Genomic DNA, 14,738 nt, shown 5'->3' with positions numbered 1-14,738 from the left:
ATCTTAGAAAAGTGGATTTTCTTCAATGAATTGCTGAATTCGTTCCGTCAATTCATCAGGTGTGTCAGCTTCGACCACCTCACCATTAACGAGCGCATATAATCCTTCGGCACATTTTGTGCAATAACTGAGACAGCCATATTCCAACACATCTATGTTTGGATCCCTTTCCAACGCTTCCAATGTCTTCTGTGAACCGTTAGCAAGATTGCTCATACAGAATTCTACGATCGGATTCACAACGATCACCTCACCTACTTGGCATGCTACTCTTATTTTCATCTGTCGTCAAATAGGATGTCTTATTGTGAAACATCTCACAAACTGATATAATCATTGTGGGAATAAATCGGAAAATCGATTGACAAAGGAGAAAACTATGAGAAAACTAGTATTATTAGGTGCAGGCTACGGTAATATGCGCATTTTGCTTCGTCTACTCAATAAAGAATTGCCCACCGATCTGGAAATCACGTTGATTGACAGGACACCTTTCCATAGTCTTAAAACAGAATTTTATGCATTAGCAGCAGGAACAGCTCCGGATTCGGATATCCGTGTCGCACTGCCGGCACATGAAAAACTGAAGGTAGTTGAAGGGGAAATCGCGAAAATCAAGTTGGAAGAGAAAGCGATTCAGCTTCGGAATGGTGAAGAGATCGCGTATGACGACCTAGTCATCGGACTCGGCTGCGAGGATAATTACCACGATGTTCCGGGAGCGGCGGAATACACGAGCAGCATCCAGACAATCGGCCAGTCGAGAGCCACATACAATCTGTTGCAAGGGCTTGGCGGGGGAGCTACAGTCGGCATCGTCGGCGCAGGCTTAAGCGGCATTGAACTCGCAAGTGAATTGCGTGAAAGCCGGCCGGACCTGAAAATCAAATTATTCGACAGGGGACCTCGCATTCTGAAGGATTTCCCAGAGCGACTCAGTAACTACGTCAAAGATTGGTTCGACAAGCACGAAGTGGAAGTCGTCTCCAACTCGAACATTACAAAAGTAGAAAAGAACGTCCTTTACAATCACGAGGACGAAATCCATGTCGACGCCGTCGTATGGACTGCCGGAATCCAGCCGGTCTCTATCGCACGTGAATTGGACGTAGAAATGAACAGAGGCCGAATCGTGCTAAACCAATATCATCAAATTCCTGGCCATGAGAATGCATATGTCGTCGGTGACATCGCCGACCTTCCTCACGCTCCGAGCGCCCAGCTTGCAGAGGAACAGGCTGAACAAATCGTCAAAGTGCTCCGCCACGTATGGAATAATGAACCATTGCCGCAAGAGATGCCTGAAATCAAGCTCAAAGGTTTCATGGGCTCCTTAGGAAAGAAACAAGGCTTCGCCTACTTGGCAGACCGTACTGTTACAGGGCGGATTGCAAGATTGCTGAAGTCAGGTGTCCTTTGGATGTACAAATGGCATAATGGCTGATAGTAAAAACCTTTTCCACGACAAGCGGAAAAGGTTTTTTGGTTCTCAGTTATCTGGTTTTATTATCAATAATAACATTACGCTGGAATAAATCCGTGCTTTTCCAGCTCATTGAATACCGGCTTCAATTGGATATAACCTTCGCCAATCACTTCATCCTCGATGATGACAAGCGGATAGAAATATTCATCATTCCTCACTTGCTCCGCAATGCTATTCTGTCTTGGATCGATGATGTCGGATTCGATGTCGATATATTCAATGTCAAAAGATTGACCCGGATATTTCCTGCCAATTGCTGCCTGCAGCCACTCGTATGTATCCTTTGAAGAGGGCGCATTCACACAGCTCGCGCAAATAATATCCGCACCATATATCTCTATTTTCACTTTATTCTTTTCCACATTTACAACCCCTTCCGATTCTCTATTGGATTTTTTCTTCAATCCAGTTTATAATAAGTATAATGAAAGGAGAGAAATAATACAATGACAGATACAGCTATGATGGAACCCGTACAAGAAGTTTTAAATAAATTGCGCCCATTCCTCCTGCGCGACGGAGGAGACTGTGAGTTAGTCGATATCGAAGAGGGAGTTGTTAAGCTTCGCCTTTTAGGTGCATGCGGTACATGCCCGAGTTCGACAATCACGTTGAAAGCAGGTATCGAAAGAGCTTTGCTTGAAGAAGTACCTGGAGTAGTGGAAGTTGAACAAGTATTCTAATTGAAAGAGAGACTGTCCAGAATGAATTTCTGTGACAGTCTCTTTTTGTTTACATTAATTAGAGGCAAGCGTCCAAAGTCGGTCGTTCCGCGTCCAAAGTGAAGCGTTCCGCGTCCAAAGTGAGTCGTTCCGCGTCCAAAGTCGGCCGTTCCGCGTCCAAAGCGAGTCGTTCCGCGTCCAAAGTGAAGCGTTCCGCGTCCACAGTAAGGCGTTCCGCGTCCAAAGCGAGTCGTTCCGCGTCCAAAGCGAGTCATTCCTCGTCCAAAGCACTCTACCTCAATTATAAGGAAGCGCTATTCTCCCGTTGCTCTCTGATTTCCTGCCACCTTTCTTTAGCCGTCTTGATAATTTGCGGGTCGGTCGATGTCCTTTGGCTTTCGATGACCTTTGAAAAATTCCGGATTGCCTCTTCCTTATCACCAATTTGATGGGAAAGCTCGGCCATCAGATACAAAACCCTTGTCTCGGACATTTGTGTTCCTGCATGGTCTCCCGCCGAATACGCCTCTGTATATAAATTTCGTGATACCTTCCTGAACCGCAACCCCGAATCGATGTCATCCATATCATCATATAGCCAGGCGATCCGCAGCATGATGCCCGCCATCGTCAACGCCTTTTCCTTCTTTAGACTTGCACTTATGTAAGCGAGTTTATAAGTTTCTATTGCCTCTTCAATCGTCCGTTCATCCCCGAAGGACCTACCACTCCAAAGGGACGTGATCTTTTGAGCAATTTCCTCTTTCACACCAGGTGCAAAATAACTGGAAAACTCATCGGTGAAGGCAAATCCACAGTTGGGGCATACGGCAACATTATATAAAATCGGATTGACGTTTGAATCCGAATATACAGGTTTAAAGTCACTTTCATGCTTGGAGACACGGACGAAGCGTGAAAGGATCTTTGTTGTAGTGAATTTCTCCTTACAGTTCTTGCAATCCATTTTCTTGGCATAAGTCGCACTTACTTCCATTCATCATCATCCTTTCGCACTATATATTTCATTATACATCATCTTCTTCCAATTGGAGTGAAGATGATTGCGTAAATGGTGAAATCATTGATATGATAGAGGAAAAGCGGGAAGGTGGATGTAAATGAAACAATACGTTGAAGTTACTGAAGCTGCAGCATTTCATGTGAAAGAAATGATGGCTCATAATGGTGAAGAAGGATCGTTCCTTCGCGTTGCAGTAAACGGCGGAGGCTGCAGTGGATTGACATATGGTTTAGGATTTGAAGAAGCCGCGTCCGAGGATGATTATCTTTTATCCCAGCATGGCATTCAGATCGTCGTTTCAAAAGAAGATGCGGGAATCCTTGAAGGGACCAAGGTCGATTACAAAGAGTCCTTGATGGGCGGCGGCTTCACAATTGAGAATCCGAACGCCATCGCATCATGTGGCTGCGGTACTTCATTCAGGACTGCCAAGAAGGTCGGTACCCCGGAAGTCTGTGAATAAGATCTCTTACTTACTGCAAATGAGGACATATTGCTTATGATCCCTTTCCCAACCAGAGGCTCCTAACGGATTCAATTGGTCGGGGAGGGTTTTATTGTTATATTCGAATTAATGATTTTTATCATTAAGATGTTGAAAAGGCTTAGTAAAAAGGCTACTATTGAATAGTAGAAGTTTGTCGAATAAAGGCAAATGCCAGGACTGGGCAAATCGTCTCATATACCGATTTTAAACGGACCCGGCACATAATAAAATAAAGGTGGTTTCGATTTTCGTGAAAAGACCGACAATCTTAGTATTAGGTGCGGGTTACGGCGGTTTATCCACAGTCGTCAACTTGCAGAAATCAATTGGCACTGACGAGGCTGATATTGTGCTGATTAACAAAAATGAATATCATTACGAGTCGACTTGGCTACATGAAGCGGCTGCAGGAACATTATCGCCTGAACAAGTTCGTTACGATATCAAAGATGTCGTTAACGAAGGAAAAGTTAAATTTGTTCAAGCTGAAGTTCAAGCAATCGATATTCAAGGTAAAGTCGTCACTACTAATGTCGGTACGCATACTTACGACTATTTAGTCATTGCACTCGGCTTCGAAGGAGAAACGTTCGGCATTCCTGGATTGGACAAGTATGCTTTGTCTATCGCTAACGTCAAAGCTGCACGTCAAATCCGTGAACATATTGAATATCAATTTGCCACATGGTCGCTAGAAGAAGAAAAGGACGATAGCCGTTTGACGATCATCGTCGGCGGAGCAGGCTTCACAGGAATTGAATTCCTTGGGGAACTTGGAAACCGTGTACCTGAACTTTGCAAAGAGTTCGATGTACCACAGGAAAAAGTTCGTGTCATCTGTGTAGAAGCAGCTCCAATGGTGCTTCCAGGATTCGATCCGGAATTGGTTGACTATGCGGTAAGACAATTGAAGTCTAAAGGAATTGAATTCTCAATCGGTACTCCGGTAGTAGAAGCGACTCCTGAAGGCGTTAACGTTAAAAAAGGCGAAGATGAGTTTGAATTCATCAAAGCCGGTACTGTCGTATGGGCTGCTGGAGTTCGAGGCAACCGCTTGATCGAACAAACTGGCATCGAAAACATGCGTGCACGTGTTAAAGTTGAAAAAGATCTTCGTGCTCCTGGCCATGATGACGTATTCATCGTTGGTGACTGCGCATTGATGATCAATGAAGAAACAAACCGTCCATATCCACCAACAGCTCAAATTGCTATGCAGCAAGGTGATATGTGTGCGAACAACTTGATCGCATTGATGAAGGGCAACCCGACATCCGAATTCGTGCCGGATATTAAAGGTGCTATCGCTTCCCTTGGTGATGACGATGCAATCGGTGTCGCTTTCGGTAAGAAACTGATGGGTAAAAAAGCATCATTCATGAAGAAGATGGTTGATAACCGTTCCCTTTATATGATCGGTGGATTAGGCCTTACTATTAAAAAAGGTAAGTTCAACTTACTTAAATAAGAGCTGCAATCATAAGATACTAAACACCCGCCTATTCAGTGGCGGGTGTTTTTTTAGGGGGGATAGTGTGGCGAATAAAAAACGCGGAAATGTATGGCTCGGTGCAGCGGGTATTGTCATGAACAGTAAGGGCGAATGGCTCGTCGTCAAAAAAACATATAGCGGGTTAAAAGGAATGTGGTCGTTGCCAGCGGGTTTCGTGGAAGGGAATGAAACGGCGGATCAGGCGGCGATCCGGGAAGTGAAAGAAGAAACTGGGCTTGATTGTAAACTGGAAGGGATGGTTGGATTCCGTACCGGTATCCTGAAAGGGGAAGTCAGTGATAATTTGGCGTTATTCCTGTTGCGTCCTGAACAGGAAGATCAGCTATTGACGCCCCAGGAGAATGAAATTTCTGAAGTCGCATGGAAAACCCCTTTTGAACTGAAAGATGATCCAAATGTATCGGCAATGATCCATGAGATTGCGGAAAGGGCGATTGAATCGGGGCTATTGCAAATGGAGCAGATGGAACCGGGAGAGTGGTTTGGTTACACGACCTATAAGCTGTTTTATAAAAAATGAATAAAATAGTGTTCAAATTTCGACAAATCATTGAATAGACGTCATTTTATTGAAAGCATACATCCGTTCCTGTAAAATGGTGAATGGAAAGCGGAGGTAGACAATTTGGGAACAATTTCATTGACACATGTCGTTTTATCCATAATTATTTTCATGGTCATGTTTTTCGGAATAGGCTTTTTGCTGAATATGCTGCTCCGTATGACGTGGTTGATGGCGATCGTCTATCCGATCGTCGTCATTTTGATAATCGATGAAGTCGGATTCTTTGAGTATTTCACAAACCCCGGCCATTCATTCGGGTTGCTCGGTGATAAAATCGTCTCTCTTCATGCAGCCGATATTATCATTCTTGCAAGTGGGCTCGTAGGCGCCATCATTTCCGGCTTTGTCATTAAGCTCCTGAGGAAACAAGGGTATCAAATGTTCTAATCGCTTCAGCCGAAAAGCACGACTGAAGCAAATCCTCCGGAGGATGTCACAGATTTTGAAAGGAGTTAATTGCGCAAGCGCAATTCAAAATCTGGACGCACTTACGCCGAGGCGTAATTGATCTAACTAACTAACAAAGAAGAAGGTGTCCCCTCGGGGAGCACCTTCTTCTTTGTTTACAATAAAATAAATGTATAAATGACGGCGGATATGAAAATGCCCGTCATTGAGCCTGCAAAGACTTCGCTAGGCTTATGGCCAAGAAGGGTTTTCAGTTCCAAGATCTTTTGCGGTCCATCTTTCTGTGGCCATCCTTTCACCTCTGTCACGAAAGTTTGAAAGTCCACTCTCATTTGGTTGATGATCAAAGCCTGTTGCCCCGCCTGGTAACGGATTCCTGTTGCATCAAACATGACGATGACCGCGAAGATTGCAGACACCGCGAATAAAGGAGATCCAAGGCCGACTTCGTAACCGATGGCAGTCGTCAGCGCAGATACCGCGGCTGAATGGGAGCTTGGCATGCCGCCGGTGGACGTCATTAATTTCCAGTCCAATTTCTTCGTCAATAAAAAATGGATCGGAATCTTAACGAATTGAGCGAATAGAATCGCAAATAATGCCGCGAGGAGCGGAGTGTTTTGCAATATGGACATGATTCCACTCCTTTACTAATGAAAAATCTACACATAGTATACCATATCGTCAGTCAGTGAAAATCAGAAGTCCGATTTTTTCGAATGATTATTTTGGTTCGACTGTGTGTTGGTATATAATAGAGGATGTAGGAAAAGTGGGAGGTAGTCAAATGAAAACATCATTTATTGAACCTGAATTCGGTAATGTAAACTCTGAAGTGCTAGTCGTAGGGGTTCCTGAGCATCCGGAAAATATCGAAGGGTGGAAAACATTCGCCGACTCAATCAGTCCGCGTCTAATGGATTGGATCAAAGCCGGTGACATTAAGACTGATTTCAAGAAAATAAGTAAGATGCCAGCACTGGAACCGCGTGGATATGAGCGTATCGTTTTCGTCGGACTAGGGGCATCAAAAAAACTGACTGAAGACCGTCTACGCCAAGTATTCGCGGCTTTAGGCCAAGTATTGAAATTATCTAAAGCGTCATCTGTGGCCATTTGGACTGCTCCGTTCACAAATGAGGACCTGACTTGTGAAGATGTCGTCTTCGCCGCTGCGGAAGGGATTGGCTTGGGCTCTTATCAATTTGAAGGGTATAGGACTGATTCGAATGAAAAGGATGTCGCGTTGGAAACAGTGACATTTTTAACAGCTGCGGAAAAAGATGAATTGAAGGCGGCATTTGAAGTGGGACGTACATATGCAAACGCGGTGAATGAGGCGCGTACGCTTGTCAATACACCGCCGAATATTCTAACTGCAACGAAAATGGCGGACTATGCCAACGAGCTAGCAGAGAAGTATGATTTTGAAATTGAAATACTAGGTAAGAAAGAGATGGAAGAACTCGGCATGGGTGCAATCTTGGCGGTCAACAAAGGCTCCGTCGAAGAACCACGGCTCATTGTGCTGAAATATGCCGGGACGGAGCAATGGGAAGACGTCATTGGTCTCGTTGGCAAGGGCGTGACGTACGATACAGGCGGCTACTCCTTGAAACCCCGCGAAGGGATGGTCGGCATGAAAGGCGACATGGGCGGTGCAGCAGCAGTGCTTGGTGCGATGAGCATCATCGGCGAACTGCGTCCGGCAAAAAACGTCATCGCGGTCATCGGTGCGACGGACAATATGGTTTCAGGCGAAGCGTTCAAGCCAGATGACGTCATTACGTCTCTAAGCGGAAAGACGATTGAGGTGTTGAACACCGATGCGGAAGGAAGACTTGTTCTAGCTGATGCGGTCACGTACGCGAAACAATCAGGCGCTAACTATCTGGTCGATGTGGCAACGCTGACAGGAGGCGTCATCGTCGCGTTAGGAAATGATAAAACCGGCGCTTTGACAAATGATGAAGCATTCTTTGAAGAGTTCATGCAGGCTTCATTGGAAACTGGTGAATTTGTATGGAGACTGCCGCTTACGGAAAACGATAAGAAACGTATTCGGAAAAGCGACGTCGCTGATTTGAACAACTCTCCGGGCCGTGACGGCCATATGATCTTCGGTGGAGGGTTTGTCGGTGAATTCGCGGAAGGCACTCCATGGATCCATCTAGACATCGCAGGCACGTCTGACGCATCTGCAGCCCATGACCTTGGTCCAAAAGGGGCTACAGGTGTCATGGTCCGCACACTTGCTACACTTGTTGAACGTATGGCGGATGCAGAGCCGACGCAATAAAAATAATTTCTATTAACCTAGATGCTATAATCAGGCGTTATTGATCCGGTTCATAGGCATCCGTCCCTCCTCACTTAGCCCGTCACGAATAGGATAAGTGAGAAAGGGGGATATAAATGGTTCGTTTTGATAATAGGCATGGCGGTTTCAACAGAGGATTTAGACGTTTTGACAGACGGCATGACGGGTTTGGATTTGGGGTAGGGGGGCCTTTTCTAGGAGGCTTGGTTGGCAGCTTTCTTGGGAATGCTTTATTCCCGCCTTATTATCCTTATAACTATCAGTATGGATATCCATACAATTACTACCCTTATGGTTATGGGTATCCTCCGTACTACAATTATCCACCATACAGATACCCTTATTAAAAAAACACACTCGGATTCCTCATTGGAATGCCGAGTGTGTTTTTTAGTCTTTTAGCCTTTTCATATTTTGCTCTCTCGCCTCTTTGACAGCTTCCTTCAAATCATCCCCCACAGTCAAATCAGTTGGCTTGACTCCTGACATATAGGCGGCCCGGCCCATCAAATGGCCTCCGATTGGTGAAGTGATGAATAGGAAAACGATTCCAAGAAGCAGGGAGATGCTGAAATGGTCTTCTTTCAACCAGAAATGAAAGAATACGCCAAGCAAAATACTTAGAACGCCGAGTGTGGCACTTTTCGATGCTGCGTGTGCACGCGTATAAACGTCGGGCAGTCGTAAAATACCGATCATCGTCACGATGGTGAAAATGAGACCTACAAGAATCGACGTTACAATTAAGATATTAGCGATTACGGTCACGTTCAATGATCTCTCCTTTCTCAATGAACTTGGAGAATGACACGGTACCGATGAACGACATGATGGCAATCAGTAAAATGACATCAATGAAAAACGCGGTGTCGAATAGAATCGAAATAAGCGCGATTGCCGAAATGAGCATGACACCTATTCCGTCAAGTGCGATGAGCCGATCAGGCACAGAAGGTCCGCGGAATACACGGAACATGATGCCGATCATCGACAATACGACAAGGACCAATGATACCCATATGAACGTCATCATGCTCGGCTCACCTCCATAATCGCTTTTTCAAATGAATTTTTTATCGAATCAATCGCCTCATCTACATCATCCACATCGATTGCGTGGATGTATAAAGTCCGTTGATCGTCGGATACATGAAGTACGATCGTTCCAGGCGTCAATGTGATCAAACTCGATAAAAGTGTAATTTCCCAATCTTGCTCTAGCTCGGTCGGCATGGCGAAAATCATCGGCTGGAGCTTTAGTTTAGGACGAATGACAAGCATCAGAACAGAAATATTTGAAAGCGTCAATTCTTTGAAGAACAGGAGCGTCAATTTAATGGCCGCCCAAAGTCGCCAAACATATAGCCTGGAGTTGAAAAATCTTCTCGTTATGATAATTAGGATCAAACCGATTAAATAACCAATGATGAAAGTTGACGCAGTCACTGAGGAATTCATAAACATCCAAATGACGGCGATAAAAAAGTTCAATAGTATTTGAAATGCCATCGACATCTACTCCTTACTTTAACACCGCATCAATATAGATGGATGGTTGTAGTAATACGTCCGTGGCGTCTGTCACGTATGGAATGAGCCATTCTGTGCCGACCCCGTAAAGGACCGATAGGACGACTAGCACGATTGTCGGAAGCATCATGCGCGCGTAAGGCTTCCTTTTCGTTTTAGGCAGTTCCATTGGCTCTCCCCAGAACGCGTAGATGAAAATACGGATCACAGAGAGCAGCACGATCAAGCTGGACGCGAGGATAATGATGCTTCCCCAAACATTGCCCGCTTCAAATGCACCTTGTGCAATGAGCAATTTGCCGATGAAACCACTTAACGGCGGAATGCCTGCCAACCCGAAGGCTGCAATCAAGTAGAACCATCCAAGCGGAGCATGGGTTTTCATCAATCCACCCATTTTCCGCAAATTCGACGTACCGGTGACATAAATGATGATGCCGATTAAAAGGAATAATGCCCCTTTTATAAGCATGTCGTGCACCAAGTAGAAAATGGCGCCTGAAATGCCGGCTTCATTCATTTGAGCGGCTCCGAATAGGATGACTCCGACCGCAATGACGATGTTATAAATGATAATCTGCTTCAAGTCGAAGTACGCCAATGCTCCAACGCAGCCGACGATAACCGTCAGGACAGATACAACCATTAAGATTTCATGGGTGACTCCGACATTGTGGGTGAAAAACAATGTATATGTCCTCATAATTGCGTACACACCGACTTTTGTCAGCAACGCACCAAATAGGGCGAGCACTGGGACAGGCGGTGCTGCGTATGATCCAGGCAACCAGAAGTAGAGGGGGAATATCGCTCCTTTTACCCCAAATACGATCAGCATGAGAACTGCAATCACCGTAATGATTCCCGGTTGGCCGACCTCCGCAATCTTTACAGAAATATCAGCCATGTTCAACGTACCGACGACTGAATAAAGATAAGCAACTGTAATAACGAATAGCGCTGAAGAAACGACATTGACAAGTATGTACTTGATCGATTCACGCAACTGCTTCTTTTCGCCGCCAAGGACGATCAATAAGTAAGATGCAATCAGCAACACTTCAAAAAAGACAAACATATTGAATATATCGCCTGTCGTGAAAGCGCCGTTCACACCCGTCACCATGAACAGGATGGCAGGATAGTAGAAGAACTTTTCCCGCTCTTCGCCTATTGCGGTGAAGCTGTAGACAACTACGAACAATGTTATCAATAGAGTTGTCGTCACTAGCAATGCGGAGAACATGTCCGAAACCATCGATATTCCGAACGGGGCAGGCCAACTGCCGAGCGTGACAGCTAGAACCCCTTCCGACTTGACGGTTACTAGCAAGTAGAACGAAGCGATCAGGCTGATGATGACACCGACCAATGACAGCGCTCGTTGGATTCGGACATTCTCTTTAAAGAACAGCATCAGAATCGCAAAAAGGAAAGGGAGGATGATCGGTAATAAAGGTAAGTTAATCATGTTCATCATTTCCTTTCAGTTGATTCATGTCATCGGTTTTATGAACAGCATAAGCACGGTAAGCCATGACGAGCATGAAGGCTGTCACACCGAAGCTGATGACAATTGCTGTTAAAATGAGCGCTTGCGGCAGTGGATCTGCAAAGTCCGTAACGCCTTCCGAAATGACCGGCGGAGCAAGCCCTCCAAGCCCACCCATCGTCAGGAGGAGCAAATGGGCGCCATGGCTTAACAAACCCGTGCCGATGATAATTTTCAATAGACTTCTCGATAAGATCAAGTAAACTGCAGCGGTGAACAACACACCGATTAAAATAGCCACTACCAATTCCATTACGAATCCCCTCCAATTGACTGGATGATTGTAATAGCCGCACCGACGACGACGAGGAAGACACCCGCGTCAAACACCATCGCCGTGTGAAGGGAAGTCACCCCGAATAATGGCAAGGAAAAGTCATCGAAAGCATGTGTGAAGAACGGGACATTAAAGAAGATCGAACCAGCTGCTGTCCCGAGCGCCAATAGCAACCCGATCGCAGTCATGATCGTGAAATTGAATGGCAATGCTTTCTGCACGGTATTCAAATCAAAGGCTAACAATAGGAGGACGATTGCCCCTGTTGTCAGTAAGCCGCCGACGAAACCTCCACCCGGTGTATAATGCCCTGCAAAGAAAATATGGATGGAAAAAAGGAAAATGATGAAAAATATAACTTTTGTCGTCGTCTGTAAAATGACGTCATTTGTTTTCATCTGTACTCTCCTTTCTCGCCAAACGAAGTTTAATCATTCCTAGAACGCCGATTCCGGCAATCGCCAAGACAGCGATTTCAAATAAAGTATCGAATCCACGGTAGTCCACGAGGATAACGTTAACGATATTCCCTCCACCGGCTTCCGTTTCGACAGTGTCTTTGTAATATTGGGAAATGGAAGCGACAAGTTTCTGTGAATGGGAAGACAATGCAACTAGCGTCACAGTCACGCCGACTCCGAGAGCAATAATGCCGTTAACCAGCTTATTGCTTTTCGTTTCTCCATGATCGGATAACTTTGGCAAACGTTGGAATGCCAATAGGAACAGAGCAACCGATACTGTTTCAATGACCAATTGTGTAAGTGCTAAATCTGGTGCTTTGAAAATGACGAAGAACAGTGCGACCGAGTAGCCTACTGCGCCGAGCGAAATAATCGCCCCGAGCCTCGTTTTGGAAAGCAAAACGAAAGCGACTGCTAGTAGAAGAATGACGGCATTAATTACACCGTACACACTTATTTTTGAAAAGCTGGACATGTCCACGACAAATGCATCTTGTAGGAAGAGCATCGCTATCGTCGTAATGGAAAAGAAAGCGAAGATGTACAGTAGGTACGTACGGATAAGCCCCGTCATGTATAAGCGGGATATCCTGTTCATTCCTTTTTCACTGAACGTCATTGTTGCGTCATATAATCCATTCAAGGACAGTGACTCAGGTTGAATACCGTAGAATTTCTGCCATTTCGACAGCGACAAGTAAAGAAGGCCGCCGATAAGAATGATTCCAACCGTCATCCACAGTTCTACAGATGCGAAGCCGTGCCACGCTGAAACATGAACTTCTACTTCCGAAGGATGGGAATATTGGTAAGGCTGGATTGCCATGACAGCAGGCTTAACGAGCCACTTCCCGACAACATTCGGAATGAAGAAGATCCCGACGACAAGCATTGCTAGAATCACCGGGGATATGAGCATCCCGACAGGTGCTTCATGAGGCTCGAGCGGCAACGTTTCAAATTTCCGTTTTCCGGTGAATGTCTTGAACACAAAGTAAACGCTGTAAATGAATGTGAATACACTTGCTATCCACGCAACGACAGGGAAGACGATCCCCCATGTGGCGAAATTGAATAGTTCAAAATGACGGATTGCAAGCATCGATTGTAAGAACATCTCTTTACTCAGGAATCCATTGAATGGCGGCAAGCCCGCCATCGACATGGAACCGATGAATGCAACAGTGAAACTGACAGGCATGATGCTCATCAGACCGCCAAGTTTCCGGATATCTCGGGTCCCTGTTTCATGGTCGACGATTCCAGCAATCATGAATAAGCTGCCTTTGAATGTTGCATGGTTGATCAGATGGAAAATGGCAGCGAACATTGCAAAGGAGAATAACGCTTCATCCACGTGGAACGTAATCGCACCGGCACCTAGAAGAGACATGATCAAACCGAGCTGACTGACCGTTGAAAACGCGAGAATTGCCTTTAGATCCGTTTGTTTCACCGCGAAGAGTGAGCCCCAGAACAACGTCAGCAATCCAATACCTGTTACGAGCCAGATCCACACTTCCGATACTGCGAAAATCGGAGTGAATCGGGCAACAAGATATAATCCCGCCTTGACCATTGTCGCTGAGTGCAAGTATGCACTGACAGGTGTAGGCGCTTCCATTGCATCGGGCAACCAAATGTAAAAAGGAAATTGTGCGGATTTCGTGAAAGCTCCTAGCAAAATAAGCACAAGAGCCAAAGTGAAGTATTCATGTCCCGCAAATGAGGAGGATCCGGCAATCAATTCCCGAATGGAGAACGTGCCTCCCATAATTCCTAGAAGGACGAACCCTCCAAGCATCATCAGACCGCCGAATACAGTTACCATCATCGATTTCAATGCACCGAATCTGGAACCGTCACGGGTGAACCAATAACCGATCAATAAAAATGATGAAATGGATGTCAGCTCCCAAAACAGATAGAGCGAAATAACATTATCCGATTGGACGACCCCGAGCATTGCGCTCATAAAAAGAAGAAGATAGACGTAGAAGTTGCCTAGCTTCTCTTTGTTCCTATCCAAGTAAAAGATTGAATACAATACAACGAGTGCCCCGATCCCTGTAATCAGCAGGGAGAATAAAATACTCAACCCATCCAAATAGGATACGAATGAGATGCCAAGCGTTGGAATCCATTGTAGTTCAGATAAGGCATGTCCACCGTCCATCGTCGTTTTGATGAACGTTGTATAATAAATGAATAAAACAACGGGGACGATTAATACGAACCAACCAGTATGTATACCTTTTATCTTTCTGAATAGGAATGGTATGAACAAGGCCGCCACGATCGGCAGGAAAATCAGTAATACGAATTCCAAAGTAATCCTCCTTCCAATGAGTGAATCATTATTATTTACATTGTTTTAAAGTATAACGTAAATTGCAAGGGCTTGCATAGGGAACAATTAGACAATCGTTGCGAAATTGGTTTCTCTTCCT

At 45.2% G+C, this 14,738-nt stretch carries 19 protein-coding genes; 7 read left to right on the top strand and 12 right to left on the bottom strand.

What is annotated here, in order from left to right; translation table 11 throughout:
- Window positions 1-3: 3 nt before the first annotated feature.
- Entirely contained in the window at window positions 4-240 is a 237-nt protein-coding gene (locus M3191_RS13770) for a YuzB family protein (RefSeq protein ID WP_251700953.1), read from the bottom strand.
- Window positions 241-379: 139 nt separating this feature from the next.
- On the opposite strand from M3191_RS13770, the gene M3191_RS13765 reads away from it, so the two are divergent.
- A complete protein-coding gene (locus M3191_RS13765) occupies window positions 380-1,444 on the top strand; it encodes an NAD(P)/FAD-dependent oxidoreductase (RefSeq protein WP_251700952.1) in 1,065 nt (354 codons plus the stop codon).
- A gap of 77 nt (window positions 1,445-1,521) precedes the next feature.
- On the opposite strand, the gene M3191_RS13760 is transcribed toward M3191_RS13765, so the two are convergent.
- Window positions 1,522-1,848 (bottom strand): YuzD family protein, encoded by a 327-nt coding sequence (locus M3191_RS13760; RefSeq protein ID WP_251700951.1) that lies wholly within the window; start codon window positions 1,846-1,848, stop codon window positions 1,522-1,524.
- 84 nt (window positions 1,849-1,932) lie between these two features.
- Between M3191_RS13760 and M3191_RS13755 the strand changes: the two genes are divergently transcribed.
- A complete protein-coding gene (locus M3191_RS13755) occupies window positions 1,933-2,169 on the top strand; it encodes a NifU family protein (RefSeq protein WP_060210554.1) in 237 nt (78 codons plus the stop codon).
- 58 nt (window positions 2,170-2,227) lie between these two features.
- Here the strand turns inward: M3191_RS13755 and M3191_RS13750 are convergent, their stop codons facing one another.
- Window positions 2,228-2,413, bottom strand: coding sequence for a hypothetical protein (locus M3191_RS13750; protein ID WP_251700950.1), 186 nt, complete (start codon window positions 2,411-2,413; stop codon window positions 2,228-2,230).
- A gap of 36 nt (window positions 2,414-2,449) precedes the next feature.
- Window positions 2,450-3,145 carry a DUF2225 domain-containing protein gene (locus M3191_RS13745; RefSeq protein WP_251700949.1) on the bottom strand — a complete coding sequence of 232 codons (696 nt, stop codon included), beginning with the start codon at window positions 3,143-3,145 and terminating at the stop codon, window positions 2,450-2,452.
- Between the two features lie 124 nt (window positions 3,146-3,269).
- Between M3191_RS13745 and M3191_RS13740 the strand changes: the two genes are divergently transcribed.
- From M3191_RS13740 to M3191_RS13725, 4 genes are all read left to right on the top strand, one after another.
- On the top strand, window positions 3,270-3,635 hold the full coding sequence (locus M3191_RS13740) for a HesB/IscA family protein (protein WP_251700948.1): 366 nt from the start codon (window positions 3,270-3,272) through the stop codon (window positions 3,633-3,635).
- Window positions 3,636-3,909: 274 nt separating this feature from the next.
- The gene (locus M3191_RS13735; protein WP_251700947.1) at window positions 3,910-5,127 is read left to right on the top strand and encodes an NAD(P)/FAD-dependent oxidoreductase; all 1,218 of its coding nucleotides are present in this window, start codon (window positions 3,910-3,912) and stop codon (window positions 5,125-5,127) included.
- Window positions 5,128-5,194: 67 nt separating this feature from the next.
- A complete protein-coding gene (locus tag M3191_RS13730; protein WP_251700946.1) occupies window positions 5,195-5,692 on the top strand; it encodes an NUDIX domain-containing protein in 498 nt (165 codons plus the stop codon).
- Window positions 5,693-5,797: 105 nt separating this feature from the next.
- Window positions 5,798-6,124, top strand: a complete 327-nt coding sequence (locus M3191_RS13725; RefSeq protein WP_285853376.1) for a YuiB family protein — start codon at window positions 5,798-5,800, stop codon at window positions 6,122-6,124.
- A gap of 176 nt (window positions 6,125-6,300) precedes the next feature.
- Here the strand turns inward: M3191_RS13725 and M3191_RS13720 are convergent, their stop codons facing one another.
- Window positions 6,301-6,780, bottom strand: coding sequence for a divergent PAP2 family protein (locus M3191_RS13720; protein WP_251700945.1), 480 nt, complete (start codon window positions 6,778-6,780; stop codon window positions 6,301-6,303).
- Between the two features lie 152 nt (window positions 6,781-6,932).
- Here M3191_RS13720 and M3191_RS13715 point away from each other — a divergent pair, with 152 nt between their 5' ends.
- Window positions 6,933-8,444 carry a leucyl aminopeptidase gene (locus M3191_RS13715; protein WP_251700944.1) on the top strand — a complete coding sequence of 504 codons (1,512 nt, stop codon included), beginning with the start codon at window positions 6,933-6,935 and terminating at the stop codon, window positions 8,442-8,444.
- 411 nt (window positions 8,445-8,855) lie between these two features.
- Here the strand turns inward: M3191_RS13715 and mnhG are convergent, their stop codons facing one another.
- Genes mnhG through M3191_RS13680 form a run of 7 tightly spaced genes read right to left on the bottom strand, consistent with a single transcriptional unit; the run spans window position 8,856 to window position 14,617 of the window.
- Entirely contained in the window at window positions 8,856-9,233 is a 378-nt protein-coding gene (gene mnhG, locus M3191_RS13710; RefSeq protein ID WP_251701000.1) for a monovalent cation/H(+) antiporter subunit G, read from the bottom strand.
- Window positions 9,217-9,498, bottom strand: coding sequence for a Na(+)/H(+) antiporter subunit F1 (locus tag M3191_RS13705; protein ID WP_251700943.1), 282 nt, complete (start codon window positions 9,496-9,498; stop codon window positions 9,217-9,219). Before M3191_RS13705 ends, mnhG begins: the two co-directional genes overlap by 17 nt.
- The gene (locus tag M3191_RS13700) at window positions 9,495-9,974 is read right to left on the bottom strand and encodes a Na+/H+ antiporter subunit E (RefSeq protein ID WP_251700942.1); all 480 of its coding nucleotides are present in this window, start codon (window positions 9,972-9,974) and stop codon (window positions 9,495-9,497) included. Before M3191_RS13700 ends, M3191_RS13705 begins: the two co-directional genes overlap by 4 nt.
- A gap of 13 nt (window positions 9,975-9,987) precedes the next feature.
- A complete protein-coding gene (locus M3191_RS13695) occupies window positions 9,988-11,466 on the bottom strand; it encodes a Na+/H+ antiporter subunit D (protein WP_251700941.1) in 1,479 nt (492 codons plus the stop codon).
- Complete coding sequence (locus tag M3191_RS13690; protein ID WP_251700940.1) at window positions 11,459-11,800, bottom strand: Na(+)/H(+) antiporter subunit C; 342 nt, start codon at window positions 11,798-11,800, stop codon at window positions 11,459-11,461. Before M3191_RS13690 ends, M3191_RS13695 begins: the two co-directional genes overlap by 8 nt.
- Complete coding sequence (locus tag M3191_RS13685) at window positions 11,800-12,222, bottom strand: Na(+)/H(+) antiporter subunit B (RefSeq protein ID WP_251700939.1); 423 nt, start codon at window positions 12,220-12,222, stop codon at window positions 11,800-11,802. Before M3191_RS13685 ends, M3191_RS13690 begins: the two co-directional genes overlap by 1 nt.
- Window positions 12,209-14,617 carry a Na+/H+ antiporter subunit A gene (locus M3191_RS13680; RefSeq protein WP_285853374.1) on the bottom strand — a complete coding sequence of 803 codons (2,409 nt, stop codon included), beginning with the start codon at window positions 14,615-14,617 and terminating at the stop codon, window positions 12,209-12,211. The genes M3191_RS13685 and M3191_RS13680 overlap by 14 nt, the downstream gene beginning before the upstream one ends.
- Between the last annotated feature and the right edge of the window lie 121 nt (window positions 14,618-14,738).

The sequence above is a fragment of the Sporosarcina luteola genome (genome assembly GCF_023715535.1).
GTDB lineage: Bacteria > Bacillota > Bacilli > Bacillales_A > Planococcaceae > Sporosarcina > Sporosarcina luteola_B.
Note: the sequence above shows the minus strand (reverse complement) of the source record. Positions and strands in the feature narration are given on the sequence as shown.

What these genes read in the sequence shown, in the direction of transcription:
- M3191_RS13720 (WP_251700945.1), bottom strand. Translation starts at nt 6,780, where the DNA reads ATGTCCATATTGCAAAACACTCCGCTCCTCGCGGCATTATTTGCGATT.
- M3191_RS13695 (WP_251700941.1), bottom strand. Translation starts at nt 11,466, where the DNA reads ATGATTAACTTACCTTTATTACCGATCATCCTCCCTTTCCTTTTTGCG.
- M3191_RS13765 (WP_251700952.1), top strand. Translation starts at nt 380, where the DNA reads ATGAGAAAACTAGTATTATTAGGTGCAGGCTACGGTAATATGCGCATT.
- M3191_RS13745 (WP_251700949.1), bottom strand. Translation starts at nt 3,145, where the DNA reads ATGGAAGTAAGTGCGACTTATGCCAAGAAAATGGATTGCAAGAACTGT.
- M3191_RS13740 (WP_251700948.1), top strand. Translation starts at nt 3,270, where the DNA reads ATGAAACAATACGTTGAAGTTACTGAAGCTGCAGCATTTCATGTGAAA.
- M3191_RS13705 (WP_251700943.1), bottom strand. Translation starts at nt 9,498, where the DNA reads ATGATGACGTTCATATGGGTATCATTGGTCCTTGTCGTATTGTCGATG.
- M3191_RS13715 (WP_251700944.1), top strand. Translation starts at nt 6,933, where the DNA reads ATGAAAACATCATTTATTGAACCTGAATTCGGTAATGTAAACTCTGAA.
- M3191_RS13700 (WP_251700942.1), bottom strand. Translation starts at nt 9,974, where the DNA reads ATGGCATTTCAAATACTATTGAACTTTTTTATCGCCGTCATTTGGATG.
- M3191_RS13755 (WP_060210554.1), top strand. Translation starts at nt 1,933, where the DNA reads ATGACAGATACAGCTATGATGGAACCCGTACAAGAAGTTTTAAATAAA.
- M3191_RS13685 (WP_251700939.1), bottom strand. Translation starts at nt 12,222, where the DNA reads ATGAAAACAAATGACGTCATTTTACAGACGACGACAAAAGTTATATTT.
- M3191_RS13690 (WP_251700940.1), bottom strand. Translation starts at nt 11,800, where the DNA reads ATGGAATTGGTAGTGGCTATTTTAATCGGTGTGTTGTTCACCGCTGCA.